This window comes from Streptomyces katrae (assembly GCF_000966975.1).
Taxonomy (GTDB): domain Bacteria; phylum Actinomycetota; class Actinomycetes; order Streptomycetales; family Streptomycetaceae; genus Streptomyces; species Streptomyces katrae.
Window position 1 is genome coordinate 1 of record NZ_JZWV01000011.1, and the last position, 18,426, is coordinate 18,426.

Consider the following 18,426-nt stretch of genomic DNA (forward strand, 5'->3'; position numbering starts at 1 on the left):
GCGGGGAGAGGCTCCGCGCAGCGACCCCCGCAGCGCAGCCACCCGCACCCCCACCCACACCAGCAACCCCGTCGGCAGGAACACCGCATCGGCAGCGATCATCGCCAACGAAAAGAACGGCAACCCCAACAACACCGCGATCCCCGCGTGCTCCAGCATCATCACCGCCAGCAGCACGTTCTTGACCCGCCGGTTGAACAGCGTGAACGGAAACGCGACCTGCACCGCCACCGTCCCGTAGGTCAGCAGCATCACCACGACCCCGCTCCCCGCCAGCACCCCCGACAGCCCCGGCCACGGGCTGAAGTAGTCCAGCCGCAACGGGTAGTACAGCGCGGTCCCGTCCTGCCACCGCGAGCCCTGGATCTTGTACCAGCCGGCCGTCGCGTAGATCAGGCACACCTCCGCCATGATGACCAGCATCCCGGCGTTGTGCAGCAGGTTCGCGAACACGTCCAGCGCGGCCCGCCGCTCCCCCTCCGGCTCGTACCGCTCGACCAGCCACCACAGCGCCGCCCCCGTCCACAGCGCCGCGAACACGGCCGTCCACCCGTCGCTCAGCCGCCCGCTCACCGCCCCGTACGCGAGCACCGCACCCAGCACGCCCCACAGCACCGGCCCCGCCGCCCCCGCCGAGGCGGTGCCCCGCTCCCGCGCCCGCCGCGCGTCCAGCGACCACACCCGCGCACAGCGCGTCAGCACCAGGTACATCGCCATCAGATGGACGACGTTGTCCCCGCCGTCGCCCATGAACACGCTGCGGTTCTGCAGCGACAGCACCCCGACCATGAACAGCACCGACGTCGCCCGCGTCCGCCAGCCCAGCGCCAGCAGCGCGCTCGCGGCCACGGCCAGGCCGTAGACGAGCTCGAACCACCACCCGGACCCCGACCACAGCAGCACCGTGAAGGCGTGGTTCCCGGCGACCAGCCGCTCCGCGAGCTCCCGGCTCCACGGCCCGTCCGGGCCGTACAGCTCGTGCCGGTGCGGGAACTCGCGCAGCAGGAAGAACAGCCAGGTCCCGGCGAAGCCGATGCGTACGACGGCGCTCTGGTACGGACCGAGCGCCTCCCCGCTGACTCGCGCGAGGGCCCGCCTCAGACCGTCCACCACGGCAGCTCCCGGTAGTACGTCTGGGTGTCGGTCTTCTCCTCGCTCCAGGCCGGCGCGGCCACGGCCCGCGTCGCCGAGCGCAGCTGGACCCGTACGATCCGCTGCCCGTCGGGCAGCCCCGCTCCCAGCCGGGCGCCGGCGATCCGCTTCAGGTAGGCCTCGGACAGCTCCCCGCGCTCGGCGTCGGTCGCCTTGTTCTCCTCGTCGTGGGAGCCGGTGAAGAAGTCCCAGGCCCGGCGGAGCTCGTTCTGCCGGGTGTGGCTCGGCAGCAGGCTGTGCCGGATGCCCGCCGCGTCCTGCGCGGACAGGTCGCGCCAGCCGGTCGTGACCAGGGCGCCGTCCCCGTCGCGGACCTGGGCGCGGGCCTCGACGGCGATGTTCTGCTGGAGGGGGTTGGGGGCGAAGAGCTTCCAGTTCTGCTCGAACTCCGGATAGACCCAGCCGTCGACCAGGCCGGCGTTCCGCTTGCTGAGCGTGTTGGACGGCGCGACGTGCAGGAAGACCAGTCCCAGGTGCAGGCAGACGGCGACGGCCAGCGCCGCCAGGACCAGCGCCGCGAGGATCCGGTACGGCAGGGACAGGCCGGCGAGGCCGGGGGCGCGGGGCGGTGCGGAACCGGGCTCGTCCTCGCGCTCGCGCTCGTTCGCGTCCATCCCGCCCCGATCATCCGGCGTCCACAGGGTTGCCCACAGAGGTTGACACCCTACGGGCCGTCGTCTCACCATTGAAGAGGATGAACCGAACGATCGGTCGGTCGGGCGGACGGCAGGCGCGGACGCAGATTCGGACAGGGAGCCGTGATGGTCGCAGTGACTCCGGAGACGGGGACGTCGGGCGGGGTGGACGGAGGGTCCGCGGGCCTCGGCGCGCAGCTGAGGGCGGACTTCGACGCCGCCGTCGCGGCGGACGAGCGCGTGGAGCCGCGCGACTGGATGCCCGAGGAGTACCGCGCCTCCCTGGTCCGCCAGATGGCACAGCACGCCCACTCCGAGATCATCGGCATGCAGCCCGAGGCCAACTGGATCACGCGCGCGCCCTCCCTGCGCCGCAAGGCGATCCTGATGGCCAAGGTGCAGGACGAGGCGGGGCACGGGCTGTACCTCTACAGCGCCGCCGAGACCCTCGGCACCAGCCGTGACGAGCTCCTCGACAAGCTCCACTCCGGCAAGCAGAAGTACTCCTCGATCTTCAACTACCCGACCCTGACCTGGGCGGACGTCGGCGCCATCGGCTGGCTCGTGGACGGTGCGGCGATCACCAACCAGGTGCCGATCTGCCGCTGCTCCTACGGCCCCTACGCCCGCGCGATGGTCCGGATCTGCAAGGAGGAGTCCTTCCACCAGCGCCAGGGCTACGAGCTGCTCCTCGCCCTCTCGAAGGGCACCGAGGCCCAGCACGCGATGGCCCAGGACGCCGTGGACCGCTGGTGGTGGCCCTCCCTGATGATGTTCGGCCCGCCGGACGACGAGTCGGTCCACAGCGCCCAGGCGATGGCCTGGCGCATCAAGCGGCACTCCAACGACGAACTGCGCCAGCGTTTCGTGGACATCGCCGTCCCGCAGGCCGAGTCCCTGGGCCTGACCCTGCCCGACCCGGACATCAAGTGGAACGAGGAGCGCGGGCACTACGACTTCGGCGCCATCGACTGGGCCGAGTTCTGGGACGTGCTCAAGGGCAACGGCCCCTGCAACGAACAGCGCATCAGCCAGCGGCGCAGGGCCCACGAGGAAGGCGCCTGGGTCCGCGAAGCGGCCACGGCGTACGCGCAGAAGCACACCGGCACCGGACGAGAGGTAGAGGCATGACGCAGAACTGGCCCCTGTGGGAGGTGTTCGTGCGCTCGCGCCGCGGCCTCTCGCACACGCACGCGGGCAGCCTGCACGCCCCCGACGCGGAGATGGCCCTGCGCAACGCACGCGACCTCTACACGCGGCGGAACGAAGGCGTCTCCATCTGGGTCGTGCCCTCGGCCGAGATCACGGCCTCCTCGCCGGACGAGCGGGACCCGTTCTTCGCCCCCTCCGCCGACAAGCCCTACCGGCACCCCACCTTCTACGAGATCCCCGAGGGGGTGCGCCACCTGTGAGCGCCGACACCGCCACCCCGCCCGCGGCCACGGCCGCCGTCCTCGCCCTCGCGGACGACGCGCTGATCCTCTCCCACCGCCTCGGCGAATGGGCCGGCCACGCCCCGGTCCTGGAGGAGGAGGTCGCCCTCGCGAACATCGCGCTCGACCTGCTCGGACAGGCCCGCGTGCTGCTGTCCATGGCGGGCGACGAGGACGAGCTGGCCTTCCTGCGCGAGGAGCGCGCCTTCCGCAACCTCCAGCTGGTCGAGCAGCCCAATGGGGACTTCGCCCACACCATCGCCCGCCAGCTGTACTTCTCCCTCTACCAGCACGAGCTGTACACAGAACTGGCCGCCGGCGACGGCCCGTTCGCCCCGCTGGCGGCCAAGGCCGTCAAGGAGACGGCCTACCACCGCGACCACGCCGAGCAGTGGACGCTGCGGCTCGGCGACGGCACCGAGGAGAGCCGCCGGCGGATGCGCGCGGCCCTGGACGCGCTGTGGAAGTACACCGGGGAGATGTTCCGCCCGGTCGACGGCCTGGACGTGGACCCGGCCGCCCTGGAGGCCCGCTGGCTGGCCGCGCTGGGCCGCGTACTGGAGCAGGCGGGCCTCTCCCTGCCCGAGGGCCCGCGTACGGGCGCCTGGGCCGCCGGAGCGGGCCGCGAGGGCCTGCACACCGAGCCGTTCGGGCGGCTCCTCGCGGAGATGCAGCACCTGCACCGCAGCCACCCCGGAGCGTCGTGGTGACCGCCGCGGCGGCGACCACCCGTCTGGAGGCGGAGCTGGCCGAGCTGGCCGGCACCGTCCCCGACCCCGAGCTGCCCGTGCTGACCCTCGCCGAGCTGGGCGTCCTGCGCGGCGTGCGGATGCATGACGACGGACACGCCGAGGTGCTCCTGACCCCCACCTACACCGGCTGCCCGGCCATCGAGGCCATGTCCGCCGACATCGAGCGGGTCCTGACCGGGCACGGCATACCGGAGGTGCGGGTCACCACGGTGCTGTCCCCCGCCTGGTCCACCGACGACATCAGCGCCGAGGGCCGGCGCAAGCTCGCCGAGTTCGGCATCGCCCCGCCCCGCCCGCACTCCGCCGGCGGTCCGGTCCCGCTCACCCTGTCGGTGCGCTGCCCCCACTGCGGCTCGACCGACACCGAGCTGCTCAGCCGGTTCTCCTCCACCGCCTGCAAGGCGCTGCGCCGGTGCGTCGCCTGCCGCGAACCGTTCGACCACTTCAAGGAGCTGTAGATGGCCGCACCCCGCCACGGCGCGTTCCACCCCCTGACGGTGGCGGCGGTCGACCGGCTCACGGACGACTCGGTGGCGCTGACCCTGTCGGTGCCCGGGGAACTGCGCGCCGAGTACCGGCACGCACCCGGCCAGCACCTCACGCTGCGCCGGACCCCCGACGGGGGCGCCGAGGTCCGCCGGACCTACTCGATCTGCTCCCCCGCCCCGGCCCCCGACGGCCCGGGCCCGGCCGAGCTTCGCGTCGGGGTGCGGCTGGTGGAGGGCGGCGAGTTCTCCACCTTCGCCCACAAGGAGATCACCGCCGGGGACGTGCTGGACGTGATGGTCCCGGCCGGCCGGTTCGTACTGGACCCGGCGGCGGCCCCGGCCTCGGCGCACTACGCGGCGATCGTCGGCGGCAGCGGCATCACCCCGGTGCTGTCGATCGCCGCGACCCTGCTGGCGGCCCGCCCCGACGCCCGGTTCTGCCTGGTGCGCAGCGACCGGACGGCGGCCTCCACGATGTTCCTGGAGGAGGTGGCCGACCTCAAGGACCGCTACCCCGACCGTTTCCAGCTGGTCACCGTCCTCTCCCGGGAGGAGCAGGAGGCCGGGCTGCCGTCCGGGCGGCTCGACGAGGCCCGCCTCACGGCCCTGCTGCCCGCGCTGCTGCCGGTCGGGGAGGTCACGGGCTGGTTCCTGTGCGGCCCGTACGGGCTGGTGACGGGTGCCGAGCGGGCCCTGGGCGCGCTGGGCGTCGCCCGGACCCGGGTGCACGAGGAGATCTTCCACGTCGAGGACACCGCCCCGCAGGACCCCGTACGGCCCTCGGCCCCGGTCGCGGCCCACGGCCGGGTCACCGCCCGCCTCGACGGACGCTCGGGCACCTGGCCGGTGCAGGCCGGGGAGTCGCTGCTGGACGCCGTGCTCCGCAACCGCGCGGACGCCCCGTACGCCTGCAAGGGCGGGGTCTGCGGCACCTGCCGGGCGTTCGTGGTCTCGGGCGAGGTACGGATGGAGCGCAACTTCGCGCTGGAGGAGGAGGAGACGGAGGCCGGGTTCGTGCTGGCCTGCCAGTCCCACCCGGTGACGGAGGAAGTGGAGATCGACTTCGACCGCTGAGCGTCCCCGGCGGGCTGTGCTTTTCCCGCCGCCTGCTCTATCTTGACGGCCCGTCAGATCCGGTACGCGGATCGGAACCGGTGCACGCGGGAGGACAGGCAGTGGACTTCACCTTCACCGAGGAACAGCAGGCGGCCGTCGAGGCGGCGAAGGCCGTGTTCGCCGACGTCGCCCCCGACGGCGTGCCCAGCCCCGCGCTCACACCGGGAGCCGTCGCGGAGGAGTTCGACCGGCCCCTGTGGGCCACCCTCGCCGGCTCCGACCTGCTGGGCCTCGTCCTCGCCGAGGAGCACGGCGGGGCCGGCCTCGACACCATCGCGCTCTGCCTGGTGCTGCGCGAGGCGGCCAGGGTGCTGGCCCGGGTCCCGCTGCTGGAGCACTGCGCCACCGCCATGGCCGTCCAGGCCCACGGAAGCCCCGAGCTGACCGCCGCCCTGCTGCCCGGAGCCGGACGCGGCACGCTCGTCCTCACCGTCGCCGCACAGGGCCGCACCGGCCACGACCCCGCCGAACTCGCCGTCACCGCACGCCGCGAGGGCGCGGTCTGGACCCTGGACGGGGTGCAGACCGCCGTCCCCTGGGCGCACAGCAGCGACTGGATCGCCGTACCCGCCCACACCGGCGACGGCGAGGCCGTCCTCGCCCTGCTCCCGCGGACCACCGAGGGCCTCACCCTCGCCGACCAGTACTCCACCAGCGGGGAGAAGTTCGCCGAACTCACCCTCGACCGGGTACGGGTCCCCGCCGCCCACGTGATCGACGCGCCCGGCGCCTGGGAGCGGCTGCGCCAGGTCCTGGCCACCGGCACCTGCGCCCTCGCACTCGGTCTCGGCGAGGCCGTCCTCACGATGACCAGCGGCTACACCAGCAAGCGGGAGCAGTTCGGCTTCCCCGTGGCCACCTTCCAGGCCGTCGCGGTCCAGGCCGCCGACCGCTACATCGACCTGCGCGCCATGGAGGTCACCCTCTGGCAGGCGGCCTGGCGCCTCGACGCCGCGACCGGCGCGGCGGGCGGCCCGCTGCCCGCCTCCGGGGACGTGGCCGTCGCCAAGATCTGGGCCTCCGAGGGCGTACGCCGGGTCGTACAGACCGCGCAGCACCTGCACGGCGGCTTCGGCGCCGACACGGACTACCCGCTGCACCGCTACCACGCCTGGGCCAAGCAGCTGGAACTCCAGCTCGGCCCGGCCGCCGCGCACGAGGAGGCCCTGGGCGACCTGCTGGCCGCCCACCCCCTCGGCTGAGAGCTGGGACCGCCGCTCGGTCTAGAGGACGAAGGCCGGGTTCCCGTTGTCCGTGACCATCGGGCGCCCGGCGCCGTCCCACGCCTGCATCCCGCCGGTCACGTTGACGGCGTCGATGCCCTGGCCCACGAGGTACTGGGTGACCTGGGCGCTGCGCCCGCCCACCCGGCACATCACGTACGCGGTGCGGCCGTCGGCGACCGCCTCCGTCACCTCTCCGAAGCGCGCGACGAAGTCGCTCATCGGGACGTGCAGGGCGCCCTCGACATGACCGGCCGCCCATTCGTCGTCCTCGCGGACGTCCAGGACGAGGCCTTCGGCGGGCACCGCGGCGGCCTCCACCGAGGGGAGCGGTCCGAAGTTCATGACAGTCGCCTTCTCTCTTCGCAGGTCTGGCCTGCCAACCTATCCGACCCCGGCACCACGGCTCACGGAGCCGCCAGGGCCGCCAGTTCCGCCTCGCGCTCGGAGACCTGGGCCAGCAGCTGCTCGGCGATCTCCTCCAGCAGCCGGTCCGGATCGTCGGGCGCCATCCGCAGCATCGCGCCGATCGCGCTGTCCTCCAGCTCCTTGGCCACCATCGACAGCAGCTCCTTGCGCTGCGACAGCCACTCCAGCCGGGCGTACAGCTCCTCGCTCTCGCTGGGCGCCGCGGCCTCCGGCACGGGACCGGCGTCCCATTCCTCGGCCAGCTCGCGCAGCAGCTGCTCCTCACCACGCCCGTAGGCGGCGTTGACCCGCGCGATGAACGCGTCGCGCCGCGTCCGCTCGGCCTCGTCCTGGGCGAGGTCCGGGTGGGCCCGGCGGACCAGCTCACGGTAGAGCCGGCGGACCTCCTCCGAGGGCCGCACCCGCTGCGGCGGGCGCACCGGCCGGTCGGTGAGCATGGCCGCCGCGTCGTCGGAGATCCCGTCCGAGTCCAGCCAGTCGTGGAACAGCTCGTCCACCCCGGGCATCGGCATGACCAGCGAACGGGCCTCCCGGGCCCGCCTCAGGTCCTCGGGATCCCCGCTGCGCGCGGCCTTCGCCTCCGCGATCAGCGCGTCCAGCTCGTCGAGCCGCGAGTACATCGGGCCGAGCTTCTGGTGGTGCAGCCGGGAGAAGTTCTCGACCTCCACCCGGAAGGTCTCCACCGCGATCTCGAACTCGATCAGTGCCTGCTCGGCGGCCCGCACGGCACGCTCCAGGCGCGCCTCGGGCCGCTCGTCACCGGAGGCGGCCGGGGCTTCGGGGGCGGTCTGTCCGCTCTGCTCGCTCACCCGGCCAGCCTACGGCCCGCCCGGGGCGGTCCCACGCGGATGTTTCACGTGAAACGTGCCCCAGGGCCCGCGGGCCGGTCCTCAGACCCCGAACTCGGCCGCGATCCGGCCGGAGCGCACCGCCGCCACCAGGTCGGCGTGGTCGGCCTCACTGCGGTCGGCGTAGGCCACGGCGAAGGCGCCCACCGCCTCGTCCAGCTCCTCGTTCTTCCCGCAGTACCCGGCCAGCAGCCGCGGATCGGCGCTGTGGGCGTGCGCCCGGGCCAGCAGGGCGCCGGTCATCCGGCCGTAGTCGTCGATCTGGTCGGGGGTCAGTGCCGCCGGGTCCACGCTGCCCTTGCGGTTGCGGAACTGGCGGACCTGGTACGGGCGCCCGTCGACGGTGGTCCAGCCCAGCAGGATGTCGGAGACCACCTGCATCCGCTTCTGCCCGGCCACCACGCGCCGGCCCTCGTGCTCCTCCGCCGGGGAGTGGAAGCCCAGCGCGGGAAGGTGCGGCAGCAGCACGGAGGGGCGGGCCTCCTTGACCTGGAGCACCAGCGGCTCGCCCCGGTGGTCCAGCAGCAGCACCACGTACGAGCGGGTGCCCACGCTGCCGGTGCCGACCACACGGAAGGCCACGTCGTGGATCGAGTAGCGGGCCAGCAGCGGCAGCCGGTCCCCCGAGAGGGTGGTCAGGTAGGGGCCCAGCGAGGCGGCCACGGCGGCGGCCTCGGCGTCGCCGACCCGGCGCAGCACGGGCAGCGCGTCGACGAAGCGCCGGCTCCCGTCCTCACCGGCCTCGGTGGACTTGGCGGCGAACCGGGCGGAGGTGTTGTTGCGGGCCTTCTGCGAAACCCGTTCCAGCGTGCCCAGCAGGTCGCGGGCGTCGGTGTGGGAGACGAGCTCCTCGTCGGCGATGGCGTTCCAGGCGTCGAGCGCGGGCAGCTTGGCCAGCAGCCGCATGGTGCGCCGGTAGGCGCCCACGGCGTCCTGCGCCGCCGACCGGCAGGTGTCCTCGTCGGCCCCCGCCACGCGTCCGGCCAGTACCAGGGAGGTCGCGAGGCGCTTCACGTCCCACTCCCACGGGCCGAAGACGGTCTCGTCGAAGTCGTTCAGGTCGATCACGAGCCGGCCGCGCGCGTCCCCGTAGAGGCCGAAGTTGGCCGCGTGGGCATCGCCGCAGATCTGGGCGCCCACGCCGGTCACCGGGCCGCCGGACAGGTCGTGCGCCATCAGCCCGGCGGATCCGCGCAGGAAGGCGAAGGGGTTGGCGGCCATCCGGCCGACGCGTATCGGGGTCAGCTCGGCGACCCGGCCGACGTTGGACTCCTCCACCGCGCGCACGGCGTCCGGGCGGTCGGCGGGCATCTCGAAGGAGGCGTGGGCGGCGCGCGGTACGCGCAGCCGCAGGGCCTTGCCGGCCTCCTTGGCGGAGCCCGTCACGGCCCTCGGCGCGAAGCCCGGGACGCGCGGGATGCGCCCGCCGGCCCGTGCCGCACCGGCGGCCGCCGCCGCGTCCGTCGCGTACTGTCCCGATGCCGTCACCATCTGCGCAGCCCCCGCACCTCGTCACGCCCCACCGGCGGCTTCTCCGCCGGTCAGATCGGCCCGACCGTACCCCAAGTCCCGTGCACGGCACCGCCACAGGGCCGCCACAGCCCTGCTACAAACCCGCGTCCCGCGCGAGCAGCGCCGCCTGCACCCGGTTCTCGCACTCCAGCTTCGCGAGGATCCGGCTCACGTACGTCTTCACCGTCGCCTCGCTCATGTGGAGCCTGCGGCCGGCGTCCGCGTTGGACAGGCCCTCTCCGAGCAGCGCCAGCACCCCGCGCTCCCGTTCGCTCAGCGCGGCCACCCGGCGCCGGGCCTCCTCACCGCGGCCCGCGGCCCGGCCGGTGGCCAGCTGGTCCACCACGTGCCGGGTCGCGGCGGGGGACAGGTAGGCGTCCCCGGCGGCGGCCGCCCGGACCGCGCCGATCAGCTCGGCAGGAGCCGAGTCCTTCAGCAGGAAGCCCGCGCTGCCCTGGCCCAGCGCCCGCAGCACGTTCTCCTTCTCGCCGAAGGTGGTCAGGACCAGCGCCCGTGCCCCCGGCACCGCCCGCCCCAGCTCGCCCAGGGCGGTCAGCCCGTCCATCACCGGCATCTGGATGTCGAGCAGCACCACGTCCGGGGCGTGGGAGCGGGCCAGCTCCACCGCCTCCCTGCCATTGGCCCCCTCCGCGACGACCTCGATGTCCGGCGCCGAGGTCAGGATCATCCTGATCCCGGCCCGGATCAGCGGCTCGTCGTCGGCGATCACCACTCGGATCACCTTGGCTGTCACCCGCGCTCCTACTGCTCGACCTCGTACGCCTGTTTCTCCACGAGCTTGCCGTCCCGGAAGCAGAACCGGAAAACGGTGTCGGTCGTCATCCTCGAATCCTCCGCGGACAGCAGGGCGAAACAGTCCGCCCCCTCCGGCTGCGGCGGCCCCTTGCGCTCCATGCCCGAGGTCAGGACGCTGTCGCCGTCCGGCAGCCGTTTGCGGACGTCCTGCTCGAACTCGCCCACGTGCACCGCGTCGTAGTCCTCCCGGCTGATCATCGCCTTGTTCGCGGACCCCAACAGCAGGACCGCCCCCGCGCCCAGCACGATCACCAGCAGCACCACGGCCGCCACGGCGATGCCGCAGCCCATCGCGACGCCCCCGGCCCGGCTGCGGACGGGCACCGCCAGCTCCCGGTCCAGCGCCGCCCAGTCCATCGGCGGTGCCGCCTTGGGCGCACCCCGCAGGGCGAGCGCCCGCGCCTGCGACCGCTGGCCGAAGTCGTCCGGCACCTCCTCGACGAGCCCGGCCGGCTCCGTCCCGTACGGCAGGACGCCGGCCACCCGGAACCCTCCGTCCTCGGTGGCGCCCGCGTGGACCATGCCGCCCACCAGCCGGGCGCGCTCGCGCAGCCCCGTCAGGCCCTGGCCCCCAGAGACGACCTCGCCGGAACCCCGTTCGGCCGCCGGGCCGTTGGCGATCTCCACCACCAGGGAGTCGTCCTCGTAGCGGAGTTCCACGGCGATCGCCGCCCCCGGAGCGTGCTTGTAGGCGTTGGTCAGCGCCTCCTGCACGATCCGGTACGCCGCGTGGTCGCAGGCCGCGACCAGCGGCCGGGGCCGTCCCGCCGTGCCGAGCCGTACGTCGGTCCCCGCGGCCCGCGCCGCCTCCACGATGCCCGCGATCCCGGCCACCCCGCGCGCGGCTGGCTGCGCCTCCTCCGCGGGGGCCGGAGCCTCCACCCCGTCCCGCAGGATCCCCACGACCTCGCGCAGCTCGTGCATCGCCGCCACCGAGGCCTGCCGCAGCACACCGACCGCCTCCCGCTGGCGGTCCGTCAGCGACGGGTCCACCTCCAGCGCCCCCGTGTGCACCGAGATCAGCGCCAGCTGGTGGCCCAGGCTGTCGTGCATGTCCTGGGCGATCCGCTGCCGTTCCCGCAGCCGGGCCTGCCCGGCCACCATCGTCCGCTCCCGCACCAGCCGGTCGTTGCGCTCCTGGAGGGCGCTCAGCAGGGTCCTGCGCTGGTGCCAGTAGCGGCTGGCCAGCCCGGGCATGACGGTGGCGGCGAGGAACAGCAGGGTGGTGAACACGACCGTCAGCAGGGGCCGCATCAGCGCCCACTGGTCGACCAGGGTGAGCCCGACGGACGCGAGGAAGGCCAGGACGAACGCGACGAGCGCCCGGCCCACGCCGACGATCCGCCGCCCCGCGGACCAGCCCAGCACGATCGTCACGAGGAACACGGCGGGCAGGAAGGCGCTCGCGGCCGCGCCCAGCACCAGCGTGGCCGCCGGCAGCCGCCGGCGCAGCAGCACCAGGGCCACCACGGCCAGGGCCCCGAGGAGCATCTTCGGGCCGGAGCTGTTGCTGAGCTCGTCGGCGCCGAGGCCGAGCAGGGCCAGCACCCCCGCGATGGTCAGGTCCCCCGCCAGCACGCGCCGGGACCAGGGCTCCGGCCCCTTCAGCCAGTCCCGGCCCGCACGCACCCTCGCCTCGGCATCCACGCGGACGACCCTAGACAGCGGCACCCGCCGGTGCCCGCCCTCTTTCGTCTCGCCCCGCACGACGAAAGTCGGACGGCCGCCCCTTCGTCCAGGGGAAGCGGCCGGAAACAGCAGGAAGCCCCGATCCGGATTCCGGATCGGGGCTTCCCCGATGTGGGCGAGGGGGGATTTGAACCCCCACGTCCCGAAGGACACTGGCACCTGAAGCCAGCGCGTCTGCCGTTCCGCCACTCGCCCGAGCAGCTCTCCAGTGGATCTTGCCTTTCGGCCCGTTCCCCTGGCGACGTCGAAACAGTAGCACGTCAGACGGGGTGGATTGAAATCGCTTTCCCGTCACCCCCGGTGGACCTCCCGACGGCCCCTCCCGCAGCCCCCTCCGGGTGCGGGACACTGTTCCCTGAGCACCCCTACGATCCCTTGTGAGGACCAACACTCCTGTGGACAGGAGCGAAGGGGAACCACCCGAATCCGCCACGCGTGGATACGATCAGTAAGCAGTACAGGGCGACAGCGACGGAGGAGGTGCCCGATGGGAGTCCTGAAGCGGTTCGAGCAGCGTCTCGAAGGTCTGGTGAACGGCACCTTCGCCAAGGTATTCAAGTCCGAGGTCCAGCCGGTGGAGATCGCCGGCGCCCTCCAGCGGGAGTGCGACAACAACGCCACCATCTGGAACCGCGAGCGGACCGTCGTGCCCAACGACTTCATCGTGGAGCTGAGCACCGGCGACTACGAGCGCCTGAGCCCCTACTCCGGGCAGCTCGGCGACGAGCTCGCCGGCCTCGTCCGCGACTACGCCAAGCAGCAGCGCTACAGCTTCATGGGCCCCATCAAGGTCCACCTGGAGAAGGCGGAGGACCTGGACACGGGCCTCTACCGGGTCCGCAGCCGCACCCTGGCCTCCAGCACCTCCCAGGACCCCTCCCAGGGCCGGCAGGGCGGTTACGGCTACCCGCCGGTCGCCGCCCCTCCCATGCCCGCGGGTCCGCCCCCGGGCGCTCCCGGCGGCCGCCCCGGCGGCGCCCCCACGACTTCCGGCGCCCCGGGCACCATGCGCCGCTGGATCGAGATCAACGGCACCCGCCACCAGATCTCGCGTCCCACGCTCGTACTCGGCCGCAGCACCGAGGCCGATGTGCGGATCGACGACCCCGGCGTATCCCGCCGGCACTGTGAGATCCGGACCGGAACACCCCCGACGATCCAGGATCTCGGGTCCACCAACGGCATCGTGGTGGACGGGCAGCACACCACCCGCGCTACGCTCCGCGACGGCTCGCGGATCGTCGTGGGCAGCACCACCATCATTTACCGGCAAGCCGAAGGGTGAAGCGGGGGCAATGTCAGAGCTGACCCTGACGGTCATGCGGTTGGGTTTCCTGGCCGTTCTGTGGCTGTTCGTCATCGTGGCCGTTCAGGTCATCCGCAGCGACCTCTTCGGTACGCGCGTCACGCAGCGCGGCTCGCGCCGCGGCGGCGGCGCGGCCGCGGCGGCGCAGCAGCCGGGGCGGCAGCCCGCCCCGCCGCAGCAGCGCCAGCGCCGGGGAGCGCCGACCAAGCTCGTCGTCTCCGAGGGGACCCTCACGGGCACGACCGTGACCCTCGCCGGCCAGACGATCACGCTGGGCCGCGCCCACGACTCCACGATCGTGCTGGACGACGACTACGCCTCCAGCCGCCATGCCAGGATCTACCCCGACCGTGACGGCCAGTGGATCGTCGAGGATCTCGGGTCCACCAACGGCACGTATCTCGACCGGACCCGTCTCACCACCCCGACGCCCATTCCGCCGGGCGCCCCGATCCGCATCGGCAAGACCGTCATCGAGCTGCGGAAGTAGTACGAGAATGAGCGAGCGGAGCGAGCGAGCCGCAGCGGTCCGTCCCACCGGGGACACGGGCCCGAGCGCGCTCCCGACCGGAGGGTGGGCAGTGTGGCTCGAGACCGGTTGTATTCCGGGGCAGCAACTTCGTCGACAGGGCAGGTGCGCATGAGTCTGTCCCTGCGTTTCGCCGCCGGATCGCACAAGGGGATGATCCGCGAGGGCAACGAGGACTCCGGCTACGCCGGTCCCCGGCTCCTCGCCGTCGCCGACGGCATGGGCGGCCAGGCCGCCGGCGAGGTCGCCAGCTCCGAGGTCATCTCCTCGCTCGTCCAGCTCGACGACGACATCCCGAGCTCCGACATCCTCACCGCCCTCGGCATCGCCGTGCAGCACGCCAACGACCAGCTGCGCGTGATGGTCGAGGAGGACGCCCAGCTCGAGGGCATGGGCACCACGCTCACCGCCCTGCTGTGGACCGGCCAGCGGCTCGGCCTCGTCCACGTCGGCGACTCCCGCGCCTACCTGCTGCGCGACGGCGTCCTCACCCAGATCACCCAGGACCACACCTGGGTCCAGCGGCTCGTCGACGAGGGCCGGATCACCGAGGAAGAGGCCACCACCCACCCGCAGCGCTCCCTGCTGATGCGGGCGCTCGGCAGCGGCGACGTCGTGGAACCCGACCTCTCCATCCGCGAGGTCCGGGCCGGCGACCGCTACCTGATCTGCTCCGACGGCCTGTCCGGCGTCGTCTCCCACCAGACCCTGGAGGAGACCCTCGCCGACTACCACGGCCCGCACGAGACGGTGCAGTCCCTGATCCAGCTCGCCCTGCGCGGCGGCGGACCGGACAACATCACCTGCATCGTCGCGGACGTCCTCGACACCGACAGCGGCGACACCATGGCCGCCCAGCTGAGCGACACCCCGGTGGTCGTCGGCGCGGTCGCCGAGAACCAGCACCAGCTCTTCGACGGCAACGCCATGCAGACCCCGGCCGGCCGGGCCTCCGGCCTCGGCCGCCAGACCCCGCCGCCGGGCGCCTTCGGCCCCCCGGGCAGCGGTGACGCCGCAGGCTACGGATACCCCGACCAGAGCCAGGGCGGCGGCGCCCCGTACGGAACCTTCGGCGAACCCGAGGCGTACGACGCCGACGGCCAGTACGACGACTCGTACGACCACCCGCGCAAGCGGCGCGGCAAAGGGCGCAAGTGGACCACCCGCACCCTGATCCTGCTGCTCGTCGCCGGTGTCGTCGGCGGGGGCCTGTACGCCGCGCACCGCTGGACGCAGACCCAGTACTACGTGGGCGTCAAGGGTGACCACGTCGCGCTGTACCGCGGCATCAGCCAGAACCTGGCCTGGATCCACCTCTCTCAGGTCGAGACGGATCATCCCGAGATCGAACTGAAGTACCTGCCGTCCTTCAAGCGGAAGCAGGTCGAGGCCACCATCAGCGAAGACAGCCTCGACGGGGCGCGCAAGAAGATCGACGAGCTCGGCACCCAGGTCTCCGCCTGCAAGCAGGAAGAGGCCCGCCGCGCCGCCGAAGCGCAGGGCAATCAGACGCCCGGACCCAACCTGACTCCCGCGGAGCAGGCTGTCGTCGGCCAGTGCGAGAAGCAGTAGACATACGCGGGCACAGGGGGCCCGCCACACCATGAGCGTTGTCACCAACACGACCACCATCGGCGCCATCGAGGCGCCGAGCCGGCGGAACACCGAGCTCCTGCTGCTCGCCTTCGCCGTGGTCATCCCGATCTTCGCCTACGCCAACGTGGGCCTGTCGATCCACGGCGAGCTGCCCCCGGGCATGCTGGTCTACGGGCTCGGCTTCGCCGTGCTCGCCGGCATCGCGCACCTCGTCGTACGCCGCTTCGCCAAGTACGCCGACCCGCTGCTGCTGCCGATCGCGACCCTGCTCAACGGACTCGGCGTCGTCCTGATCTGGCGTCTCGACCAGTCCGAGCGGCTGCGGACCCTCGCCAAGCGCAGCTTCGGCGTCTTCACCGAGTCCGCCCCGCGCCAGATGATGTACACGGGGCTCGCCATCGCCCTGTTCTCCGTGGTCCTGCTGGTCCTCAAGGACCACCGCGTGCTCCAGCGGTTCACGTACATCTCGATGGCCGGCGCCCTCGTCCTGCTCATCCTGCCCGTCATCCCGGGTCTGGGCGCGGACGTCTTCGGCGCGAAGATCTGGATCAGCGTCGGCGGGTTCTCCATCCAGCCCGGTGAGTTCGCCAAGATCGTCATCGCGATCTTCTTCGCCGGCTACCTGATGGTGAAGCGCGACGCCCTGGCCCTGGCTAGCCGCCGTTTCATGGGCCTCTACCTGCCGCGCGGCCGCGACCTCGGCCCGATCCTGATGATCTGGGCGATGAGCCTGCTCGTCCTCGTCTTCGAGAACGACCTCGGCACCTCGCTGCTGTTCTTCGGCATGTTCGTGATCATGCTGTACGTGGCCACCGAGCGGACCAGCTGGATCGTCATCGGCCTGCTGATGTCGGTCGGCGGCGCCACCGTCGTCGGCATGACCGCCAGCCACGTGAAGGTCCGCGTCACCGCCTGGCTCGACCCCTTCGCCTGCTACAGCACGTCCGGCGCCTGCGAGCAGGTCGGCCAGTCGATCATGAGCTTCGGCTCCGGCGGCGTCCTCGGCACCGGCTGGGGCCAGGGCAACTCGGACCTGATCGGCTTCGCCGCGAACTCCGACTTCATCTTCTCGACCGTCGGCGAGGAGCTCGGCCTGACCGGCGTCATGGCCTTCCTCCTGCTCTACGGCCTGATCATCGAGCGGGGCGTGCGCACCGCCCTCGCCGCCCGCGACCCCTTCGGCAAGCTCTTCGCCATCGGGCTGTCCGGCGCCTTCGCCCTCCAGATCTTCGTCGTCGCCGGCGGAGTCATGGGCCTCATCCCCCTCACCGGCATGACCATGCCCTTCCTCGCCTCCGGCGGTTCCTCCGTCCTGGCGAACTGGGTGCTCATCGCCATCCTCATCCGGATCAGCGACACCGCACGCCGCCCCGCCCCGGCCCCCGCTCCGTCCCCCGACTCCGAGATGACCCAGGTGGTCCGCCCGTCATGAACAAGCCCCTGCGCCGCATCTCGCTGTTCTGCGGGCTCCTCGTCCTCGCCCTGCTGATCCGGACCAACTGGCTGCAGTACGTCCAGGCCGAGGAACTGAGCACCCGCAAGGAGAACCGCCGGGTCCAGATCGCCCAGTACGCCACCGAACGCGGCAACATCATCGTCGGCGGCCAGCCGATCACCGGGTCCGCGGTCACCGACGGCAGCGACTTCAAGTTCAAGCGGACCTACCTCGACGGCCCGCTGTGGGCACCGGTCACCGGCTACGCCTCGCAGGCCTTCGGCTCCACCCAGCTGGAGAAGATCGACGACGGCATCCTCACCGGCAACGACGACCGGCTGTTCTTCGACCGGACGATCGGCATGTTCACCGGTGAGAAGAAGCAGGGCGGCAACGTCATCACCACCCTGAACGCCGCCGCCCAGAAGGCCGCCTTCACCTCGCTCGGCGACAAGAAGGGCGCGGTCGCCGCGATCGACCCGCGCACCGGCGCCATCCTGGCCCTGGCCAGCACCCCGTCGTACGACCCGTCCACCTTCGCGGGCAACTCGAAGAACGACGAGAAGGCCTGGCGGACGCTGAACGACAGCGCCGACAAGAACCTGGTCAACCGCGCCCTGCGCGAGACCTACCCGCCGGGCTCCACCTTCAAGGTGGTCACCACGGCCGCCGCGCTGGAGCACGGGGTGGTCAGCGACATCAACACCCCGACGGACACCCCTGAGCCGTACATCCTGCCCGGCACGAAGACCCCGATGGTCAACCACGCCACCGGCTGCGAGAAGGCGTCCCTGCTCTACGCGCTCCAGGTCTCCTGCAACTCGGTCTTCGCGCACATGGGTGACAAGGTCGGCCGCGACGGCATGGTCGAGACCGCCCAGAAGTTCGGCTTCAACAGCACCATCGACACCCCGGTCCGGGCCTTCGCCAGCGTCTACGACAAGACGATGGGCAAGGACGGCAACGCGCTGAGCTCGATCGGCCAGTTCAACACGGCGGCCACCCCGCTGCAGATGGCCATGGTCACCGCGGCCATCGCCAACGACGGCAAGCTGATGAAGCCCTACATGGTGGAGCAGCTCACCGCGCCCAACCTCGACACGATCGAGAAGCACGAGCCGCAGGAGATGAGCCGGCCCCTCAGCGCGGCGAACGCGCAGAAGGTCCAGCAGATGATGGTGAACGTCGTCGAGAACGGCACGGGCACCTCGGCCAAGATCAAGAACGTGAAGGTCGGCGGCAAGACCGGTACGGCCCAGCACGGCGAGAAGAACGCCAAGCGCCCCTACGCCTGGTTCATCTCCTACGCGGAGCTGCCGGACGGATCCTCCCCCGTGGCCGTGGCCGTCGTCATCGAGGACAGCGACGTCAAGGACCGCGAGGACATCACCGGCGGCGGCCTGGCCGCGCCGGTCGCGAAGGCCGTCATGGAAGCCGTCCTGAAGAACAAGGGATGAGTCCCGCAGA

General features: G+C 72.2%; 18 protein-coding genes and 1 tRNA gene. 11 read left to right on the plus strand and 8 right to left on the minus strand.

What is annotated here, in order from left to right:
• Together VR44_RS00635 and VR44_RS00640 are read right to left on the minus strand one after the other, a co-directional pair.
• Positions 1-1,113: HTTM domain-containing protein (locus tag VR44_RS00635; protein WP_245691570.1), on the minus strand; the 1,113-nt coding region annotated here is incomplete at its 3' end.
• Positions 1,098-1,766 (minus strand): DUF5819 family protein, encoded by a 669-nt coding sequence (locus VR44_RS00640; RefSeq protein WP_045945338.1) that lies wholly within the window; start codon positions 1,764-1,766, stop codon positions 1,098-1,100. The genes VR44_RS00635 and VR44_RS00640, both read right to left, overlap by 16 nt.
• 147 nt (positions 1,767-1,913) lie before the next feature.
• On the opposite strand from VR44_RS00640, the gene paaA reads away from it, so the two are divergent.
• The 6 genes from paaA (at position 1,914) to VR44_RS00670 (ending at position 6,778) form a co-directional block, all read left to right on the plus strand.
• Positions 1,914-2,918 carry a 1,2-phenylacetyl-CoA epoxidase subunit PaaA gene (paaA, locus tag VR44_RS00645; RefSeq protein ID WP_045945339.1) on the plus strand — a complete coding sequence of 335 codons (1,005 nt, stop codon included), beginning with the start codon at positions 1,914-1,916 and terminating at the stop codon, positions 2,916-2,918.
• Positions 2,915-3,199, plus strand: a complete 285-nt coding sequence (gene paaB, locus VR44_RS00650; protein ID WP_042801229.1) for a 1,2-phenylacetyl-CoA epoxidase subunit PaaB — start codon at positions 2,915-2,917, stop codon at positions 3,197-3,199. The genes paaA and paaB overlap by 4 nt, the downstream gene beginning before the upstream one ends.
• On the plus strand, positions 3,196-3,930 hold the full coding sequence (gene paaC / locus VR44_RS00655) for a 1,2-phenylacetyl-CoA epoxidase subunit PaaC (protein WP_045945340.1): 735 nt from the start codon (positions 3,196-3,198) through the stop codon (positions 3,928-3,930). The genes paaB and paaC overlap by 4 nt, the downstream gene beginning before the upstream one ends.
• A complete protein-coding gene (gene paaD / locus VR44_RS00660; protein ID WP_045945341.1) occupies positions 3,924-4,430 on the plus strand; it encodes a 1,2-phenylacetyl-CoA epoxidase subunit PaaD in 507 nt (168 codons plus the stop codon). Before paaC ends, paaD begins: the two co-directional genes overlap by 7 nt.
• Entirely contained in the window at positions 4,431-5,534 is a 1,104-nt protein-coding gene (locus tag VR44_RS00665) for a 2Fe-2S iron-sulfur cluster-binding protein (protein WP_045945342.1), read from the plus strand.
• A 101-nt stretch (positions 5,535-5,635) separates the two neighbouring features.
• The gene (locus tag VR44_RS00670) at positions 5,636-6,778 is read left to right on the plus strand and encodes an acyl-CoA dehydrogenase family protein (RefSeq protein WP_045945343.1); all 1,143 of its coding nucleotides are present in this window, start codon (positions 5,636-5,638) and stop codon (positions 6,776-6,778) included.
• 21 nt (positions 6,779-6,799) lie between these two features.
• On the opposite strand, the gene VR44_RS00675 is transcribed toward VR44_RS00670, so the two are convergent.
• The 6 genes from VR44_RS00675 to VR44_RS00700 all read right to left on the minus strand — a co-directional run bounded on the left by VR44_RS00675 (position 6,800) and on the right by VR44_RS00700 (position 12,288).
• Entirely contained in the window at positions 6,800-7,144 is a 345-nt protein-coding gene (locus VR44_RS00675) for a rhodanese-like domain-containing protein (protein WP_045945344.1), read from the minus strand.
• Positions 7,145-7,206: 62 nt separating this feature from the next.
• Entirely contained in the window at positions 7,207-8,037 is an 831-nt protein-coding gene (locus VR44_RS00680) for a J domain-containing protein (protein WP_045945345.1), read from the minus strand.
• Between the two features lie 81 nt (positions 8,038-8,118).
• Entirely contained in the window at positions 8,119-9,567 is a 1,449-nt protein-coding gene (locus VR44_RS00685) for a DUF2252 domain-containing protein (RefSeq protein WP_045945346.1), read from the minus strand.
• Between the two features lie 115 nt (positions 9,568-9,682).
• Complete coding sequence (locus VR44_RS00690) at positions 9,683-10,342, minus strand: response regulator (RefSeq protein WP_045945347.1); 660 nt, start codon at positions 10,340-10,342, stop codon at positions 9,683-9,685.
• Between the two features lie 8 nt (positions 10,343-10,350).
• Positions 10,351-12,051: a sensor histidine kinase gene (locus VR44_RS00695; RefSeq protein WP_211274988.1), complete on the minus strand. Its 1,701-nt coding sequence runs from the start codon at positions 12,049-12,051 to the stop codon at positions 10,351-10,353.
• A 154-nt stretch (positions 12,052-12,205) separates the two neighbouring features.
• Positions 12,206-12,288, minus strand: a tRNA-Leu gene (locus VR44_RS00700).
• A 292-nt stretch (positions 12,289-12,580) separates the two neighbouring features.
• Between VR44_RS00700 and VR44_RS00705 the strand changes: the two genes are divergently transcribed.
• From VR44_RS00705 to VR44_RS00725, 5 genes are all read left to right on the plus strand, one after another.
• A complete protein-coding gene (locus VR44_RS00705) occupies positions 12,581-13,378 on the plus strand; it encodes an FHA domain-containing protein (RefSeq protein ID WP_045945349.1) in 798 nt (265 codons plus the stop codon).
• Positions 13,379-13,388: 10 nt separating this feature from the next.
• Positions 13,389-13,889, plus strand: coding sequence for an FHA domain-containing protein FhaB/FipA (locus VR44_RS00710; RefSeq protein WP_045945350.1), 501 nt, complete (start codon positions 13,389-13,391; stop codon positions 13,887-13,889).
• Between the two features lie 93 nt (positions 13,890-13,982).
• Positions 13,983-15,500, plus strand: coding sequence for a PP2C family protein-serine/threonine phosphatase (locus VR44_RS00715; RefSeq protein ID WP_094191339.1), 1,518 nt, complete (start codon positions 13,983-13,985; stop codon positions 15,498-15,500).
• 31 nt (positions 15,501-15,531) lie between these two features.
• Entirely contained in the window at positions 15,532-16,956 is a 1,425-nt protein-coding gene (locus VR44_RS00720) for an FtsW/RodA/SpoVE family cell cycle protein (protein WP_045945352.1), read from the plus strand.
• The gene (locus VR44_RS00725; RefSeq protein ID WP_045945353.1) at positions 16,953-18,416 is read left to right on the plus strand and encodes a peptidoglycan D,D-transpeptidase FtsI family protein; all 1,464 of its coding nucleotides are present in this window, start codon (positions 16,953-16,955) and stop codon (positions 18,414-18,416) included. Before VR44_RS00720 ends, VR44_RS00725 begins: the two co-directional genes overlap by 4 nt.
• Positions 18,417-18,426: the final 10 nt, after the last annotated feature.